Raw genomic sequence first — 17,879 nt, 5'->3', positions numbered from 1 at the left:
ACACAAAGTCATGATACCGGAACAACGGTGGATTCAAAAAAAAACGTGCCTATAGGCACGTTTTATTTAATTAAAATTGATTTAAGATGTCGTCAATCAAGGCGAGATTTGATAAACGAGAGAATCGCTTCAGCATCCTCTTCACTCATTTTCTTAAGGCTTATCGACAATGCATCACCCTTACGGCGATACGTTGCGCGTCCTTTAACGAGCTCAGTAGACGGAGCCTCTACTTTTGCAACCGCTGGTTTCAACGATTCGCACCACTGTTCCAAAATCAAAGTCACTTCGCGAGTAATGCGGCTTACGCCTGATGCATCCACCGTTTTCCAAACTGGGTTCTCATCAAGCTTAACCAAAAACATGGTCTGCTCATCATGAGTCAGAGAGAAAAACATACGGTGCAACTTAACAATGGTAGGTCTGCCTAGCTCACCGACACTTGGATAAGCTTGTAACAGCGACAAAGGCAAAGCGGCGGCCTTAAGTGCCCCACTCACTAATGCTTCACTACATTGACATACTTTAGCCAATTCTTTTTGGTCAAGCACATCACCACGCTCAAGCATGGTCTGCATCTCTTTACCGCGTTCAAATAGTGAAAGTGGCTTATGCGCATTCGCGACGTCGGACAAAAACTTTGCGTGCTTACTGTTGATGCCCTTGGCAACATAGATCAGAAAATCTTGATTCGCCAAGATACATGACATGCGACGGCGACTACCGTCGAGCACTTCTATCTTGTCATCTTCAAGCCAACGTCCAACAGCAGGATACTGTTGGCCGCGGTCCTTCAACGTCACCAAAATATCTGACAGCGCCAATTCGTTTAGAAACGATTGTTCACGCGCATTTTCAGAAAACACCGAAGTGCGAGTCACCACATCTGATGAAGGAACACGAACCAGCTCAAATTCCACCGTCGCTTCACCGGCAACAGATAACTCGATCACAGCGGCTTTCTCAGACGCTGCCTTTTGCGCTTCCTGTACAGTGGACGCACGTCGCTTATCCGCTTTCCCAAACAAACGCGCATTTAATTCAGAGGTTTTAATGGCCATTTATTCACTCCTGATTGCGTTGCGACCAGTGACTGTGAAGCACGCGCTCAAGTTCCAGTCCTGCTCGGTGAACCGCTTCTTGTGCGGTAGAGAGTGTTTTCTTGCCGCCCTCAAAATCCTGAGAAGTCAGGTCAAACACTGTACTGTAGGTATCTGCACACGTCTCAAACGCACGACTACGTGGAATAGTTGCCATCATCACTTGATCACTGAGCAGGTAGTTCATCTCTGTCAGCACAGAAACCTGCTTCTTATTGTCATCTTCGAACATAGTCGGAACAAGACGGACAAACTCCAGCCCTGGCCAATCTTCAGGAAACATTTGATAAACGGTTGGCAAATGTTGAAAAAAGTTAACAGTAGAAGCCCAATCCAAGCGTTTCGCCGCACAAGGAATCAACAAGGCATTTGACGCATACATCGCATTCCACACGAGTGGGTCGATATGTGGACCAGTATCAACCATGATCACGTCAAATTCATCAGCAATTTTATCAATCACCTTCTCTTTGAGAAGTTGTACTACATCTAATGAACCATCAGTTGCCAAGCTCTGCCAGGCTTCGGCGTTAAACATCGCATCTTCAGGGAAGGCTGCGATGGTTTTCAAATTGGGGTATTGAGTGGGTAAGAGCACATTTTTCATCATGAACTCTTTGTCAGCTTCCTGAGGCGTGTTTTCCAACATCACATCGACAGCAGAATATATCCCCTCTTGTTCAGTTACGCTAATTTGAGGGTTTAAGAAAAGGCGTAGAGACCCTTGTGGATCAAGGTCTATCAAACAGATGCGGTAACGTTTTTCCAAGTTGAGCGCCAAACACGCCGCAAGATGTACCGCTGTCATCGACTTGCCGGTACCACCCTTTTGGTTCTGAATGTTGATCACCCACGGCTTGTGGTTTGCACCTTTGCCTTGATGGAACGCCGGCATTTTTGCCGCTTCCATAATATTGTGAGCTTCATCTAAGGTGATTGAATAGTGATTGGCGTTGTTCTTTGTAAACTGATGTCCAGCTTCTTCCATTCGCGTAATGGCTTCATCAAGCTTACGACGAGTTAAACCAGAACGCGTTTCCATTAACGCTTTCGACATTGGTGGAAACAATTGATCATGACGCTCTTCCATCACGATTTCAATTCTATCGGCTTGTACCTGTTTGGTTTGCTCTGCAATAGTTTGCAGGTTTTCTATCGTCTTTTCCCTATTCATTTTTCTTTTCGCCATAAAAGAGAATTAAAATGATTGTACAACATATAACGGTACTTACAATAAAAAGCTGAACAAGTTGCTTAAGAATCAAGATCGAGGTCACTTTAATACAATGTAATAGAAAACTGCGCAAAATTCTGTGTCTAAACTTGCGTAGAAATCTCCAACATTTAAAGTGTTACGGCGTCACCTTTTTACAATGTAAACCAGAAAAACATCGATCAAAGTGCTAAAAAATGCCGGAACGTTGAAAACACCCGACTAGATTACGGTTAAATGTGTTTCGACATGATATTTATCATTACGACGATAAAAAAGGCAAAAAGAGAAGAGAGTATGCATGATTCCTACAGACAACGGCTCTCTCTTGATCATGTTTACGGAACAATGATCAAGAAATGAAAGACAATAGCCGAATGAATAGGAAAGCGCGGGCAAGATACCTTGATCATCATTCCCTACAAGTTCAGACAATAAGGAACAATGATCAAGGAGAAATTCAGTGCAACAAATCGACATCTCTTTCTGCTGTTCGATCCTCAACTACCGAAAAAATGATCAAGACAGTTTTGATTGTAAATCCATGTTGATCACCACTCGGAACGATGAGTGGCACCGTCTAAATTACGGCTCATGCCTTTTCAATACTGATTCGAGAGCAGAATCAAACACTAAAGAGCCTGAATATAGGAAGGCAGCGTTGAATGCTAGTATTCAGTTGAAATACCGAATGAGATGCTTGATCATTCTTTCGTACCTCGGACACATATGCATACCTGACTAAATTACGCGTGATGTAATTTCAATTGAACGTATTCACATATGCGCTTGCGTAAATACCGTTCAACAATCCACTTAGAATTGGCAGAAACATGTAAAACAAAGTCCAAATCGCGTTTTCATGATCATCTTTCCGCTCCAATTTGAAAAGAAAATTTCAACAGCGGTAGAAAAATATAACGTTATACCCAATCAGAGAGCGAACATCTGTGGATAAGCTGTGATCGAACCATGATCATTCTTTTGGGCCATTGATGATCACGTTTTCATAAGTTTGATGATCATAGTTTCGCATGTCTAATGATCATGCTTTCAAACATTTAATGATCATCATTCCGTAATAAACATGATCATGCTTTCGATGGGGTCATAAATATTAAATTTAATTTTCAATGCTTTACGTGAACAAAGACGCCCTGATCATAAGATCATATAATCATTTAGATCCTATCTAATCATAAAGATCAGTTAAAAAGACTCTTCAAAAAAGATCTTTCTTTCTTCATTTTTTTCTATTAATCTTCTCGGAAAGATGGCCTAATTACGGTCAAGTGTATTCTGATAACCTTTCGGCTTAACAAGGAGCTGTGGCGAGATGGCCTCAAACCCCGTTGAAAAAATACTGATCACAGCCCCACGATCACACAAAGATGGACACCTATTTCAAGTTCATGGTCAATTGATCGATTGGCTTCCCCAGTATGAACATTTCAAAGGGGTAACTAAAAGCATTCTTGAGCTGCTCAATTTAATTTCATTGCGTGGATTCGCATCAAAAGACGGCTATGTCTCCACAACAGAATTGATTGAAGCGACAGATGGACATCTCACTCGTGCAGCAATTCAACAGCGTCTTCGGGCTGCGGTGCAAATTGGATTGTTTAAACAACAAGGTGTTCGATTCGAAGAAGGCTTGGCCGGAAAAACCATGTTGCATCATTTTGTGAATCCAAGTCAGCTTATTTCTGTACTTGGCGCATCAGGCTTAATGTCTGAAAAAGCCAAAGTGATGGAAAAACAAAAGCGATCCAAAGCATTAGCTCAAAATCATGTTAATAAGCAACTGCTTAGCGAGCACGGGTTGGGCATTCCGCCTTCAATGCAGGATGAGAAAGATCACATTGTGATCGCCCCAACCAGTTGGGCTGGGATCATTGACCAAGCACTTGCGCCGCCACGCACGAAAAAGAGCTATCAAAAATCCATGGTCGCAATCAGTGGTACTAAAGCGATCATTGAAACACGATCTTCAAAGTCGATCATGACTGTGGATGATCTGATGACGTTGTTTGCGTTGTTCACATTGACGGTTCAATACCACGATCATCATCTGCCAAATTACGAACTGCAAACTCAAAAGATCGGTAACAAAACGCCCGTTTATATTACCGATATCTTGTCTCTGCGCGGAAAAAAGGACAGTGGACCTGCCCGTGATTCTATTAGAGAAAGTATTGATCGTATTGAATTTACTGACTTTCAGTTACATGAATTAACAGGTCGTTGGCTCAGCGAAAACATGCCTGAAGGTTTCAAAAGTGACCGGTTCCGATTTATAGCTCGTACTATCACGGCCTCAGAAGAGGCTCCTCGAGAAGGAGAGGACGGCGAAATCCGTATTAAGCCAAATCTGTATATCTTGGTTTGGGAACCGTCATTTTTTGAAGAATTGATGACACGCGATTACTTTTTCTTGTTCCCGCCAGAGATCCTTCGTCAGCATACCTTAGTATTTCAGCTCTATAGCCTCTTCAGAAGCCGTATGTCGCGTCGATTGGAAGATTCGATGACACTGAGTGACTTGAACCAGAAAATCGCTAGAAACATCGAATGGAGACGTTTTTCGAGTGATCTTATTCGTGAGCTTCGTAAAATGGCGAAGAAGGAAACGCAAACCGAGGATGTCTTCGCACTGAACCTTTACGGTTACCATCTCACTGTGTCGCGAATGGATGATGATAAAAAGCATTCGGATTTCAGGATCGACATTAAGTGTAATGTCGACGAGGTGATCCGATATTCCCGTGCCAAAACGTACAACGAAGGAAAACGATCCTTGGCACCTACAATGCCCAACCCCCTTCGTAACGAGATTCTGCCCAAGCAAGACCTTGATCAGCTTTCCGGGATCATTGATGGTGAGTTTGAACCTATCCAGCGCAAAGAAAAGCGCGGAGGCCGTTTAGGGCGTCGCGTTAAGCAACGTAAACATCTCGTTGAGATCAATGCTGATGAATTGACGATCACCTTGTCAAAGTACACATCATCAGAAGCTTTGCAGCGCAGTATTACCGCTTTGTCTGCAATGACAGGTCACCCAGTTGCCACAATTGCAGAGGAGTGTCAGTCGTTCATGGACAAGCTTGATTGGCTGCGGGTAGACGGCGATATCATGCCTTATGAAACGCTAAGTAAAACCATCGAGTTTTATAATCAGCAACAAGATGTCAAACATTTGTCCATTGAGCGTTTGATCTCTGGTCTTGCCGTTCGACGTAAAGTTTGTCGCCAAGTTTATGACGGTCATTTAGACAGTTCAGTGCTTGCAGTGTTGGACGAAGTCGCTTCAGGCGGTTAATAAATATGACGCTGTATTGACAGAACTCTGACATGGGAAATTTCTGAAGCTACTAGGATTAAAGGCGAATAGATACCTTTGTCCTATTGGCATTCGGGGCCACCCGATGCATTATTTGCTAACCCGTTGACGAGCCCTTATGGCTCGTTTTTTTTGCCTAAAATTTCGGCATTAGTTATATCAATATGACAAATTGAGAAATTACTCATACCGCAAAATATTGCAAATTTGTTAATGCGATGCTAGCGTTTAACCAGTGCCGCAGATATCGGCCTGCCGTCCACAATGGCAAAGCAAGCGCAATATCCCCTCAATTAAAACTTCTAAGAATTTGGTTGTCACCCGGAAGGGATGCTTGTCGTGAGTGGGCCGCTTCGTGCGTATTTTCACCGGTCAATGATCCATAGGGAACACTGTGACTTCCAAGATCCTGAGCACTTCAGATCTCAAAGCCTTTAAGCGGCAAGCGAAAAAGCAGCGACGTATCTTGCAATGTACCCACATGCAGGCGCTGGAACTGATCGCACGCCAAAATGGTTTTGATAGCTGGCATCAGGTGACAAAAATTGCAGAGAATTGCGCCAATAATCAGGCTCAAGACGAAGCATCGAGCACGCAACGCGTGCTGTTGGATACCTCACTGTACACGTCAGTTCCTTTCGGTTGGTTGATCGGTCGAAAACCTTACTCGGATTTTTCTCTTCCTATTGAAGATAACCCCAGCTTCGAAACGTCGGAACTTGAGGTGCCATCTTCTTTGTGGAAAACAGAAAAAGACGTGTAATGCCGGGATGACGCGACAGGGAGTTTTTCATGAAACGTTCTATTATCGGAGCTATGTTCGCCTCTTCTCTACTCAGTGTTAGCGCATTCGCAGAGACGATTTCCATATCATGTGGTGCGGTAGGCCAAGAGTTGGAACTATGTCAGCAAGGGGTTGCGGCTTGGGAAAAAGACACCGGCCATACTGTAAAAATTGTCACGACGCCAAACTCAACCACCGAGCGACTTGCCTTGTATCAACAGCTACTTGCGGCGGGTGCTAACGACATTGATGTATTCCAGATTGACGTGATTTGGCCGGGTATCCTCGGAAACCATTTCATCGATTTGAAGCCGTATTCGAATGGTGATGAAGCCAGTCACTTTCCTTCCATTGTTTCCAATAACACAGTGAAAGATCGATTAGTCGCCATGCCGTGGTTTACCGACGCTGGCGTGCTCTACTATCGTACCGATCTACTCGAAAAGTATGACGAAGAGCCACCTGAAACGTGGGAGGCGTTAACGGAAACTGCCGAAAAAGTCATGAATGGTGAACGCGAAGCGGGCAATGACAAGATGTGGGGCTTTGTTTGGCAAGGGCGTGCTTACGAAGGATTGACCTGTGATGCGCTAGAGTGGGTTGCTTCCTACAATGGCGGTACCATTGTCGATCAAGACGGCAAGATCACCATCAATAATGACAATGCGAAACAAGCACTGACTACCGCGGCAGGGTGGGTTGATACGATTTCTCCGCCTGGCGTGCTCAACTATGGTGAAGAAGAAGCGCGCGGCGTTTTCCAAACGGGTAACGCGGTGTTCATGCGCAACTGGCCATACGCATGGTCACTAGGCAACAGCGAAGATTCTCCAATCAAAGGCAACATTGGTGTTGTTGCTTTGCCAAAAGGCGGCGATGATGGCAGCCATTCAGGCACCTTGGGTGGCTGGCAGCTTGCGGTTTCCAAGTACTCGAAAAATCCAGAGCTAGCGGCAAGTCTCGTGATGTATCTAACCTCACTTGAAGAGCAAAAACGTCGTGCGATTGTTGGCTCCTACAACCCTACCATTGAATCCCTCTATGAAGATGAAGAAGTGCTGACTGCGGTTCCCTTCTTCGGCAGCCTCTATGACACCTTTGCAAATGGTACGCCGCGTCCGTCTACTGCGACTGGCGTGAAATATAACCAAGTTTCTAATGCATTTTGGAATGCGACCCATAGCGTTCTGTCTGGCAGTAAAGATGCAGACGCTGCATTGACGAAATTGCAAAAAGATCTCAAGCGTATCAGTCGCGGTGGTCGTTGGTAAGGTGGCTTTCATGCAGTCAGGCGTACTAGACGTCTGACTGCTGCATTCAAAAGGAAATACTATGGAACAGACAAGCGCTCTCACGCGGAAACGCGTACGCGCCGCTTGGTGGTTTCTCGCGCCTATGCTCATAACCCTTGCCATGGTGGCGGGGTGGCCATTGCTGCGAACCTTCTGGTTCAGCATGACCAATGCCACGCTCGACGGCAGTGGTATCACAGAGTTCATTGGGTTTGATAACTACTTCATCTACGAAGACGGCGAATACTACGGCATTTTATTTGACCCAACATGGTGGCAGTCAGTGTGGAACACCCTGTACTTTGCTGTTGTGTCAGTCAGTCTAGAAACTGTTTTCGGCATCATTGTGGCGTTAGTGCTCAACACCAAGTTTAAAGGGCAGGGGCTAGTTCGTGCGGCAGTATTGGTGCCGTGGGCAATTCCTACTATCGTTTCGGCAAAAATGTGGGGCTGGATGCTTCACGATCAATTCGGCATTGTGAATGACTTTCTGATGACATTTGGTCTAATCGCAGCCCCCCTTGCATGGACGGCAGACAGCGACATGTCGCTCAACGTGGTGATTGCGGTCGATGTGTGGAAAACCACACCGTTCATGGCGCTCTTGGTCCTCGCTGCATTGCAAATGCTGCCTTCCGATTGCTACGAAGCCGCAAGAATCGACGGGATCCATCCAGTTCGCGTGTTTTTCAAAGTGACGCTTCCCTTGATCATGCCTGCGGTGATGGTGGCGGTAGTCTTCCGTGCCCTTGATGCATTGCGGGTCTTTGATTTGATTTACGTCCTCACACCCTCGAATGAAGCCACCATGTCGATGTCGATATATGCACGGCAAAATTTGGTGGACTTCCAGGACGTCGGCTACGGATCCGCAGCCTCAACATTGTTGTTCTTGATTGTGGCACTGTGCACCATTTTCTACCTCTATATCGGGCGTAGAAACATGAATGAGGGGACTTAACATGTCAAAAAAATGGTATTTGCAAGCCGGTTTTTACCTGCTCGTTGCGGTGATCGTTGTTTTCTCCGTGTTCCCGTTTTACTACGCCATTGTCACCTCATTCAAGTCTGGATCAGCCTTGTTTGAAGTGGAATATTTCCCTTCAGTGTTTGATTGGAGCAACTACGCATCCGTATTCTCTGGCGGGACGTTTGGTCGGAATTTGCTCAACTCTGTGGGTGTTTCTACCGTGGTCGTCGCCATTTCACTTTTGCTTGGCGTTACAGCCTCTTATGCGCTTGGGCGTATAAGGTTTAGAGGGCGAAACGTGGTTCTTCTTACGATTTTAGGCGTGTCCATGTTCCCACAAGTGGCAGTGTTGTCTGGGTTGTTCGAGTTGATCCGCGGATTGGGGCTTTATAACTCCATGCCCGGTTTGGCCTTGGCTTACATGATCTTCACTTTGCCGTTCACGGTTTGGGTGCTGACCACCTTCATGCAGCAATTGCCATTAGAGCTGGAAGAGGCAGCGATAGTGGATGGTGCAACGCCGTGGCAAATCATTACGAAGGTGTTGATGCCGCTGCTTTGGCCAGCGTTGGTGACCACAGGCTTGTTGGCGTTTATTGCTGCATGGAATGAGTTCCTGTTTGCACTGACGTTCACCTTGACCAACGAGGAGCGAACTGTGCCAGTGGCGATCGCCTTGATATCGGGCGCGGGTCAATATGAATTGCCATGGGGCACGATCATGGCGGCTTCAGTGATTGTCACTGTGCCACTCATTGTGATGGTACTGGTATTTCAGCGCCGCATTGTTTCAGGCCTTACTGCGGGCGCTGTGAAGGGATAATGACAATATGACACAACAAACTATGCCTTGGTGGCGTGGCGCAGTGATTTACCAAATCTATCCGCGTAGCTTTTATGATGCCAACCAAGATGGAATAGGGGATTTACCGGGTATCACCCAGCAACTCCCATACATTGCAGCATTGGGTGTGGATGCGATTTGGCTGTCGCCATTTTTTACGTCTCCAATGAAAGATTTCGGCTATGACGTCTCTGATTATTGCGATGTCGACCCTCTGTTTGGGTCGTTAGACGACTTCAAAACATTGGTTCATGCCGCACATGACCTCGGACTCAAAGTTATGATTGATCAAGTGCTTAGCCATACGTCGGATGAGCATGCTTGGTTCGAGGAGAGTCGCGTGAGCCGCGACAATGCTAAATCGGATTGGTATGTCTGGGCCGATCCTAAACCTGACGGTACGCCGCCGAACAATTGGCTCTCGATCTTTGGTGGGTGCGCATGGCAATGGGAGAGTCGCCGCCAACAGTACTATCTTCACAACTTCTTGGTCAGCCAGCCTGACTTGAACTTTCACAATCCAGATGTGGTTGAACATTTGCTTGAGGTTGTGAAATTTTGGCTGGATCTTGGTGTGGATGGATTTCGTCTAGATACCGTCAATTTCTATACCCATGACCGTCAATTGCGCGATAACCCGCCATTGTCTGCGGGGGACAGCAAATCACTTGGCGTACCGGGTACCAACCCGTATTCCATGCAAAAGCACCGTTACGATATTTCGCAGCCGGAGAATATTCGGTTTCTCAAGCGCTTACGAACACTGTTGGACCAATATGATCACATCACGACAGTGGGGGAGATTGGCGATGACAACCCATTGGCATTGATGGCGGAATACACCAGCGGTAACGACAAACTCCATATGGCGTATACCTTCGATTTGCTGAACGTGCATCGTTCTCCGTCGTACTTGGCATCAGTGATCAAAAACATCGAAGCGGCGATTGGGGATGGCTGGCCGTGTTGGGCATTGTCAAACCACGACGTGGTGCGTTGCATCTCTCGATGGGGTGACAAAGAGTCTGATCCATTCGCCTATGGCAAAGTGCTGCTTGCGCTGCTGACCTCGCTAAGAGGCAGTGTGTGCTTGTATCAAGGTGAAGAGTTGGGACTTCCTGAAGCCGATATTCCCTTCGATAAGATTCAAGATCCTTACGGCATTCCGTTTTGGCCCGAATACAAAGGTCGAGATGGTTGCCGCACACCCATCCCTTGGGCAGCAAAGCAAGATCATGCGGGATTCAGTGAAAATGAGCCTTGGCTACCTGTTGATGTGAGACACAATGCGCTCGCTGTGGATCAACAGGAAGCGGACGTAAATAGCATGCTCGCGCATTACCGAGGCTATTTGCGCTGGCGTAAACAGCACCTTGCACTGGTGAATGGCGATCTCACTGACCTGTCGTCAAGTGTGCAAGGATTGTCCTTTGTTCGTTCTACGTCTAATCAGACAGTGATAGCGGCGTTCAATCTCACTGACTCAGAGATGACCATGACTTTGCCCGCAGGCGATTGGCAAGCGTTGGAAGGACATGGCTTTACCTTTGATATTCGTGATGACTCGGTCATCTTGCCACCGTATCAGGCGGCATTCGCAACAAAATTAAACGGGTAAGGATGCATTATGGCTGAGGTCATTTTAAAGCAAGTAAATAAGAAATTTGGCAAAGTTCATGTTACCAAAGATGTAGATCTAGATATTCAATCCGGTGATTTCGTGGTGTTTGTCGGTCCATCGGGTTGTGGTAAATCGACATTGTTGCGATTGATCGCGGGGCTGGAAGATATCACCAGTGGCGAACTTATGATCGAAGGGCGTGTTTGTAACGATCTTCCACCACCAGAGCGTGGGATCGGTATGGTATTTCAGTCTTACGCGCTCTATCCGCATATGACGGTCTACGAAAATATGGCCTTTGGCCTTCAATTGGCTAAAACCGAACCGAAAACCGTGGATGAAAAAGTGCGCGAAGTGGCGGCGGCATTACAGCTAGAACCTCTGTTGGATCGGAAGCCGAAAGAGTTGTCGGGCGGACAACGTCAGCGTGTTGCGATTGGTCGCGCGATTGTGCGTGAGCCAAAAGTGTTCTTGTTTGATGAACCACTGTCAAATTTGGATGCGTCTTTGCGTGTACAGATGCGTATGGAGATCGCTCGCTTGCATGAGCGTTTGGGCGCAACCATGATCTACGTGACACACGATCAGGTTGAAGCCATGACGCTCGCTACCAAGATCGTGGTGCTTGATGCGGGTCGAGTGGAGCAAGTTGGTTCCCCCCTTGAGCTATATAATCACCCTGCAAACACGTTTGTGGCTGGCTTTATTGGTTCGCCAAAAATGAACTTTTTAACGGCTGATATCGTGGAAACAGGGGATGTGATGACACGTGTGCAAATTCACCGTGGTCAGGAAATCACCGTGGCGGCGAATACTCGTCATGCCAAGGTCGGCGATCCTGCGGTGATAGGTATTCGTCCTGAGCATATTCAGTTTGGCGAGAAGGATGCGATACAAGAGGGGGGTGTTGAGCTTAGTGTGGTTGAGCAATTGGGTAACGAATGCTTGATGTATTTCAATACACCACAAAGTAAGGACCCCGTAGTTATTCGCATAGAAGGGCAAACGACGATTCGTGCGGGAGACAAGCGTTGTATTGAGTTCCCTGCGGAATACTGCCATCTGTTCGACAAAGACGGTAAGGCACACCCGCGTTCTGTCGTGGGAGAGACCAAGCCTTCACTGGTTGTTGCTAACGACTGACGCGTTGAGATGCGTTGATTGCAAATTAGCTCGTCAGATCTCAGTAACATAAACTAGAAATGAAAGAGGCAGGGATGATCCCTGCCTCTTTTTTTGCTTAATCTTTGTGAATTACCACGATCGTGGTCCAACACCGGAATAAGGGATCCCTGTAAGCTCTGCCATGTCTTTGTGGAAGGTCGCCAGATCATCAATCACAAACTTGTTGAGGTGATCATGTCCACATGCTCGTGCCATCACTTGCATCAAGTGTGTCGATGCATTGAAGAAGTTTTGTAAGCGCTCTGCGCCAACGTCCACGTTCATGCGTTTGCGAAGCTCTGGGTCTTGCGTTGCAATGCCTGATGGGCACATGTTTGAATTACACATACGCGCGCCGACACAACCAATGGCTTGCATTGCGCTGTTGGATAGGGCAATACCGTCCGCACCCAATGCCAAAGCTTTCACAAAGTCGCTCGGTACACGTAAACCGCCAGTAATGATCAGTGTTACGCCGTTGACACCTTGCGAATCAAGGAAGTGACGTGCACGCGCCAATGCGGGAATCGTTGGCACGCTGATGTGGTCACGGAACATGACAGGGGCTGCACCTGTACCGCCACCACGTCCGTCAAGAATGATGTAGTCAGCGCCCGCTTCCAGTGCAAACGCCATATCACGTTCAACATGGTTGGCACTGAGTTTGAAACCAATAGGAATGCCGCCACTTTCTTTTCTCACGTCATCCGCAAAGCGCGCAAAATCCGCCGTGGTTTTCATGTCCGTGAACGTGGACGGGGAGATGGCATCGGTGCCCTCAGCAATGCCGCGTACTTGAGATATTTTCCCTTTGTTTTTGATACCTGGCAGGTGACCACCAGTACCCGTTTTTGCCCCTTGACCGCCCTTAAAGTGGAAGGCTTGGACTTTTTTCATTAAGTCTTTGTTGTAACCAAACTCTGCACTGGCCAGTTCGTAAAAATAGCGGCTGTTGGCAGCTTGCTCTTCGGGCAGCATACCGCCTTCACCTGAGCAAATTCCCGTACCCGCTAATTCAGCGCCTTTGGCTAACGCCACTTTGGCTTCTTCAGACAGTGCACCAAAGCTCATGTCGGATACAAACAGCGGCGTTTTCAATGTCAGCGGTTTTTTCGCATTAGGGCCAATCACCAATTCGGTGCCTACGCCTGCGTCGTCCAGCAATGGTTTGGCCGCCATTTGCGCCACCATGATTTGGATTTGATCCCACTCTGGTAATTGATAGCGAGGCACACCCATAGAGGTCATAGGACCGTGATGCCCAAACTTAGTCAGGCCATCTTTTGCAAGCTGGTGGATCAGCTCCACGTTCGGCTCTTCTTTCGTCGCTTTTGCGGCGGGTTGTGTTGCCGCGTCAGTAACGATCACTTCTGGCGCGGGTTTACCCACATCCTCTTCGGTATAGCGCGTATGTGTGCCATCGCAAAAGGGTAAGTTGGCAGAATGCTTACAGGCACAGAAATAGGCTTCGCCATCTTTCTCTGCTTTGTAAGCGAGCGGGGTGATATCAGTACCTGCATGGGAGCCGTCGCAGTAGGGTTGTGATGCTGAGCGCCCACAACGACAGTAGTAATACTCTTTGCCTTTTTCTAGGTCGATTTTTGTAGGTTTATTATCAAACACGACAGGATCTGTCATCAGTATCTCCTTTTAAACGACATAACTTCCACTGTCCAAGCTTGTTAGGTTTTATAGAGGGCTTGGAGATCACAGTATGGTCGTAATTTGCCCTGTTTGTTTGTTCAACAATGAGCATTTTCTAAATTAGAGGCATCTTAGTATGGTGTTAATCAATATAGGATTTATGCTTATAAACAACTAGTTGCTGTGAATCTCGCCTACCCAAACCTGCCAAGGCCCCAAGTGTAATGGTTGGTTTTGCTCGGGCGGCGAGACCTTCATATGGGGAAGAGGTAGCGTTATTGCCGGACTCGGTAAGTTCAAGCGGATAGTGGCGTCTTGGTTGGACCCATTGATGGCAATGACCAAGGTTTGTGATTCGTGGTGACGTTCAAACACCATGAGCGCTTCATTGAATGCCAACATGCGGCAACTGCCTTCGCACAAAGCAGGCTGCTTTTGTCGCCATTCCAGCAGTTCTCGGGTGAAATTTAACGTGGACTGAGGCTCTTTTTTCTGTGAATCAATTGAAAACGTCCGGTGCTTATCGTCAATCGGCAACCAAGGCGATTGTGTACTGAATCCAAAGAAAGGGGCTTTTTCATTCCAAGGCAATGGTGTACGACATCCATCTCGCCCCACGTAATTAGCAATCACTTGCTGACCAAATAAGTCTTTACGATCTGAAGGGGAGACATTCGCTTCAGGCAGTCCCAATTCTTCGCCTTGATAAATGCTAATCACCCCTTGAAGGGAGCAAAGGAGACTAAGCAACATTTTCGCTGCTGCAGGGGCATTATTGGCGTGTTGCCAGCGAGATACCGTGCGGGCTATGTCGTGGTTACCCAGCCCCCAGCAGCCTAACCCAGGATGAACGGCATTGAAGAATTCAGTGAACTGTTCACCGACTTGTTGCACGTTTTGGCAAAGGCATAGCGATTCAAAGATATTGGCTGCATCAAGGGCATCCCCTTCACTGGTATATCGGTCGATGACTGCATACGGTGATGGATCGCTTAGTGAGCCGAGCAGCCATTTTTTATCATCGTACCCGTCGGCAATCACCCGCAATTGTTTGAGCAAATGGATGTTTTCTGGTCGGCTGATGTTATAACGCTGGCTCTGGTAACGATAAGGGTCGCTTCTTGCTTCATCTTGCCAGCCCAAATGGCGCGGAGGATTATTGCGCAACTTATCGTCATGCAGGAAAAGGTTGACTGAATCAAGCCTTAGACCAGTGATTCCTGTGTCTAGCCAAAATCGGACATCTTTCATTAATTGACGAATGACGTTGGGATTTCGGTAATTTAAATCGGGTTGGTTGCTTAGGGTATTGTGCAGATAATACTCACCACGCGTAGGGTGCCATCGCCATGCTGATTCCCCAAAAATGGTCAGCCAGTTATTCGGTGGTGTGCCATCTGCACGTGCTGGCGACCAAACATACCATTCTGCTTTTTCGTTGGTTTTATTGCGGGCGCTCTCTAAAAACCAAGGATGCTTACTGGACGTGTGATTCGCAACAAAATCAATAAAAACCGCAATGCCTCTCTCCTTGGCCTCTTCCACCAGCACGGTGAAAGTCGACATGTCTCCATATTCGGGATTGATGGCGCAGAGGTTGGTAATGTCATACCCAAAATCACTCAACGGCGATTCAAAAATCGGAGACAATAAAATGCCGTCGACATTTAACCATGCAAAGTAATCGAGCTTCTCTCGAATGCCATTGAGATCGCCAACGCCATCTCCATTGCTGTCAAAGAAGCTTCTAACATATATATGGTAGAGAATGGGTGATGCATTCAGTTTCATGGTTTTTCTTTATTTCCTATAGGTTTACCTTATATAGCGTAGCGCAAGGATGCATCATCCTGATGATTTATTATCTGGACTTTCGGTTTACAGTGTAAATGTTGGCTGTTTTCAACTTATTAATAATAAAAGGAAATATTCCCACCCCCTCCAATATTCCTCATCCAAAATACCACGCCAGTTTTTCCTTATCTTTCTGATTCAATGAACTTAAGAGCAATGTGAACATCGCTACGGAATGGTAAATCTAATCTGACAGCATGGTGAGCAGGTGCAAAAGTGATACCTGACATTCTGGATATGGGCATCATCAAGAAAACAACCAAGCTCGCTGCGCTACTTTTGTTTTCCACCTCTGTTTCCGCTGACATCTACTCCCCGTTTTGCCCGCTGGGTTCCCAGAAGTGCAGGACGGCTTCTACAAGTTGGTTTATGACTTTGAAGGAAACGGCGTAGCCTTTGTGATGGAACAGGATATTGTGAAGGGGGCGAAGTACTGCGAGACTATCGTCCCGGTAGAGACCCTTAACGAGCGTGTCGGTTACCAACTGCCAGCCGTGACGGAGAGTGCGACGATGAAAGGCTGGGTGGGGTGTTAGTTGCCTTTCATCGCATCACACGCAAAGCGGGCGCCTTGGTTCGCTTTATCTCGCCAAACCCGCTCTAATCGTCAGTAAGAGCCCTTCACGCCTTTTCTCTCTGTCAACGCATAGTGTTGGGCTCTCGAAGTAACAAGTTAGATTATCGCTTGCAATCTTAGCGTGATTTTACAAACACAAATATTTTCAATAATTTGACTTGATTTAAAAGAGTCACGGCAGTTTAATGAATACACATTGTGATGCTTTAGCTTTAGTAGCGGATCGAAGTCGACCAGGTAGCCTGCCTTGCTGCCTGAGGGGAATTTGGCAAAAGAAATGCAGACGCCCCTTTCTGGAGGAGTGGCTGTGCCAGTTATCCGACTTCGAGGAAGTGCATTTGAGATATCTAAAACCTCTTTTCATAATCACGATTGTAGCTATCAATCTGTTATTGGTAATCACCAATAACCCTTACGCTGACGCGTTCATGGACCTATCAAAGACAGCCTTAGTTTCGTGGGCTGCAGTTGCGATTGAAATCAACTTTACGATATGACCGAAACGGGCTCACTAGGATGAGCCCACCTCCTCTCTAAAGCTCAACCACCTAATTTCCTTGAATAAAACATCCCCAATTAAACTTTAATGCGATCGAAATCAAGTCTCGGCTTGTGTGGGTTGTGGTATTTTGCTTGCGGAGAGACAGGCCGCCAGTTTCTAGACAATCCTCAATAGGGAAATAGCCTGTGTCATTAGCTACTTGTTAAAACAAAAGGCTTACAGTGGATAATTTAGATAGACTATCCTTTGATTTTTTTAAGCTTTTTTCACGAATGGAATATGCTTTGAAGGCTGCTTCTTTCCATAGGGGAGAGGGTACCGCACCCCCAGACTGGACAAAATTTTCTCAGGATATTGATGCTAAGTTTCAAGCTATCAAAAATGAAAAGCTCGATGAGTGTAGACAGTATATCCTTGCTCATCCGCCAAAGAAGCAGGTGATTAGAGAAGAGAAAATTGTGTGGTCTGATACACCACCTAGATCGGAAAATAATACGGATTTGTTGCTATTGTATGTCCGTCGAGTAAGAAATAATTTGTTTCACGGTGGGAAGTTCAACGGGAATTGGTTTGAACCTGAACGTTGTGAAGAGTTACTAAATAGTTCTAAGGTTATTCTTGAGCATGCGCTTGCATCGAATGAAAAAGTAAAAGAAGCTTTTGAGAATGACGCATGATAGAACACTTATCAGTAGGTCTCAAGCTAGCAATTGATGCAACTTCTAGTTCATAAGAAAGGGCTCACATCAGTGAGCCCTGAAAGCCTTCTAACTCATCCAATCTCGCCTCATGGCCAAGTATCGCATCGGCCTGTTCGGGAGGCGTCTTGAGTTTCTTCAATGATCCATACAGCATCCAGCATCAAATCCAATGAATCTGCGCTCTTTGCGTGGCGGAAGACGATTAATCATTTTCACTTCGTAATTGATTTTTGATAATAAACAAGTCTTTCTGATATCTGTAGTAAAACCAAA

Annotated in this window: 14 protein-coding genes; 9 read left to right on the top strand and 5 right to left on the bottom strand. The window is 46.5% G+C overall.

Annotated features, from left to right (window positions below; all coding sequences use genetic code 11):
• Window positions 1–92 precede the first annotated feature (92 nt).
• The gene (locus tag LRP50_RS21715) at window positions 93–1,061 is read right to left on the bottom strand and encodes a ParB/RepB/Spo0J family partition protein (protein ID WP_274166529.1); all 969 of its coding nucleotides are present in this window, start codon (window positions 1,059–1,061) and stop codon (window positions 93–95) included.
• Between the two features lie 4 nt (window positions 1,062–1,065).
• The gene (locus tag LRP50_RS21710) at window positions 1,066–2,274 is read right to left on the bottom strand and encodes an AAA family ATPase (RefSeq protein ID WP_274166528.1); all 1,209 of its coding nucleotides are present in this window, start codon (window positions 2,272–2,274) and stop codon (window positions 1,066–1,068) included.
• A 1,375-nt stretch (window positions 2,275–3,649) separates the two neighbouring features.
• On the opposite strand from LRP50_RS21710, the gene LRP50_RS21705 reads away from it, so the two are divergent.
• From LRP50_RS21705 to LRP50_RS21675, 7 genes are all read left to right on the top strand, one after another.
• A complete protein-coding gene (locus tag LRP50_RS21705) occupies window positions 3,650–5,632 on the top strand; it encodes a replication initiator protein RctB domain-containing protein (RefSeq protein WP_274166527.1) in 1,983 nt (660 codons plus the stop codon).
• 415 nt (window positions 5,633–6,047) lie between these two features.
• Entirely contained in the window at window positions 6,048–6,416 is a 369-nt protein-coding gene (locus LRP50_RS21700; protein ID WP_274166526.1) for a glyoxalase superfamily protein, read from the top strand.
• Window positions 6,417–6,445: 29 nt separating this feature from the next.
• On the top strand, window positions 6,446–7,708 hold the full coding sequence (locus LRP50_RS21695) for an ABC transporter substrate-binding protein (RefSeq protein WP_274166525.1): 1,263 nt from the start codon (window positions 6,446–6,448) through the stop codon (window positions 7,706–7,708).
• Window positions 7,709–7,769: 61 nt separating this feature from the next.
• Window positions 7,770–8,690, top strand: a complete 921-nt coding sequence (locus tag LRP50_RS21690; protein ID WP_274166524.1) for a carbohydrate ABC transporter permease — start codon at window positions 7,770–7,772, stop codon at window positions 8,688–8,690.
• A 1-nt stretch (window position 8,691) separates the two neighbouring features.
• Window positions 8,692–9,522: a carbohydrate ABC transporter permease gene (locus LRP50_RS21685; protein WP_274166523.1), complete on the top strand. Its 831-nt coding sequence runs from the start codon at window positions 8,692–8,694 to the stop codon at window positions 9,520–9,522.
• Between the two features lie 7 nt (window positions 9,523–9,529).
• Window positions 9,530–11,161, top strand: a complete 1,632-nt coding sequence (locus LRP50_RS21680) for an alpha-amylase family glycosyl hydrolase (RefSeq protein WP_274166522.1) — start codon at window positions 9,530–9,532, stop codon at window positions 11,159–11,161.
• A gap of 9 nt (window positions 11,162–11,170) precedes the next feature.
• Window positions 11,171–12,307: an ABC transporter ATP-binding protein gene (locus LRP50_RS21675; protein WP_274166521.1), complete on the top strand. Its 1,137-nt coding sequence runs from the start codon at window positions 11,171–11,173 to the stop codon at window positions 12,305–12,307.
• A gap of 111 nt (window positions 12,308–12,418) precedes the next feature.
• Here LRP50_RS21675 and LRP50_RS21670 read toward each other — a convergent pair whose 3' ends face one another.
• The 3 genes from LRP50_RS21670 to LRP50_RS21660 form a co-directional block, all read right to left on the bottom strand.
• The gene (locus LRP50_RS21670; protein WP_274166520.1) at window positions 12,419–13,966 is read right to left on the bottom strand and encodes a glutamate synthase-related protein; all 1,548 of its coding nucleotides are present in this window, start codon (window positions 13,964–13,966) and stop codon (window positions 12,419–12,421) included.
• A 180-nt stretch (window positions 13,967–14,146) separates the two neighbouring features.
• Window positions 14,147–15,763 carry an alpha-amylase family glycosyl hydrolase gene (locus LRP50_RS21665; protein WP_274166519.1) on the bottom strand — a complete coding sequence of 539 codons (1,617 nt, stop codon included), beginning with the start codon at window positions 15,761–15,763 and terminating at the stop codon, window positions 14,147–14,149.
• Window positions 15,764–15,951: 188 nt separating this feature from the next.
• Window positions 15,952–16,134: a hypothetical protein gene (locus tag LRP50_RS21660; RefSeq protein WP_274166518.1), complete on the bottom strand. Its 183-nt coding sequence runs from the start codon at window positions 16,132–16,134 to the stop codon at window positions 15,952–15,954.
• A gap of 93 nt (window positions 16,135–16,227) precedes the next feature.
• Between LRP50_RS21660 and LRP50_RS21655 the strand changes: the two genes are divergently transcribed.
• Together LRP50_RS21655 and LRP50_RS21650 are read left to right on the top strand one after the other, a co-directional pair.
• Window positions 16,228–16,362 carry a hypothetical protein gene (locus tag LRP50_RS21655; RefSeq protein ID WP_274166517.1) on the top strand — a complete coding sequence of 45 codons (135 nt, stop codon included), beginning with the start codon at window positions 16,228–16,230 and terminating at the stop codon, window positions 16,360–16,362.
• A gap of 764 nt (window positions 16,363–17,126) precedes the next feature.
• Window positions 17,127–17,582 carry a hypothetical protein gene (locus tag LRP50_RS21650; protein ID WP_274166516.1) on the top strand — a complete coding sequence of 152 codons (456 nt, stop codon included), beginning with the start codon at window positions 17,127–17,129 and terminating at the stop codon, window positions 17,580–17,582.
• Window positions 17,583–17,879 lie beyond the last annotated feature (297 nt).

This window comes from Enterovibrio gelatinilyticus (assembly GCF_028683095.1).
In the GTDB taxonomy this organism is placed as follows: Bacteria; Pseudomonadota; Gammaproteobacteria; order Enterobacterales; family Vibrionaceae; genus Enterovibrio; species Enterovibrio gelatinilyticus.
The sequence above is the reverse complement of the archived record's forward strand: the minus strand, read 5'-3'. Positions and strand labels throughout refer to the sequence as shown.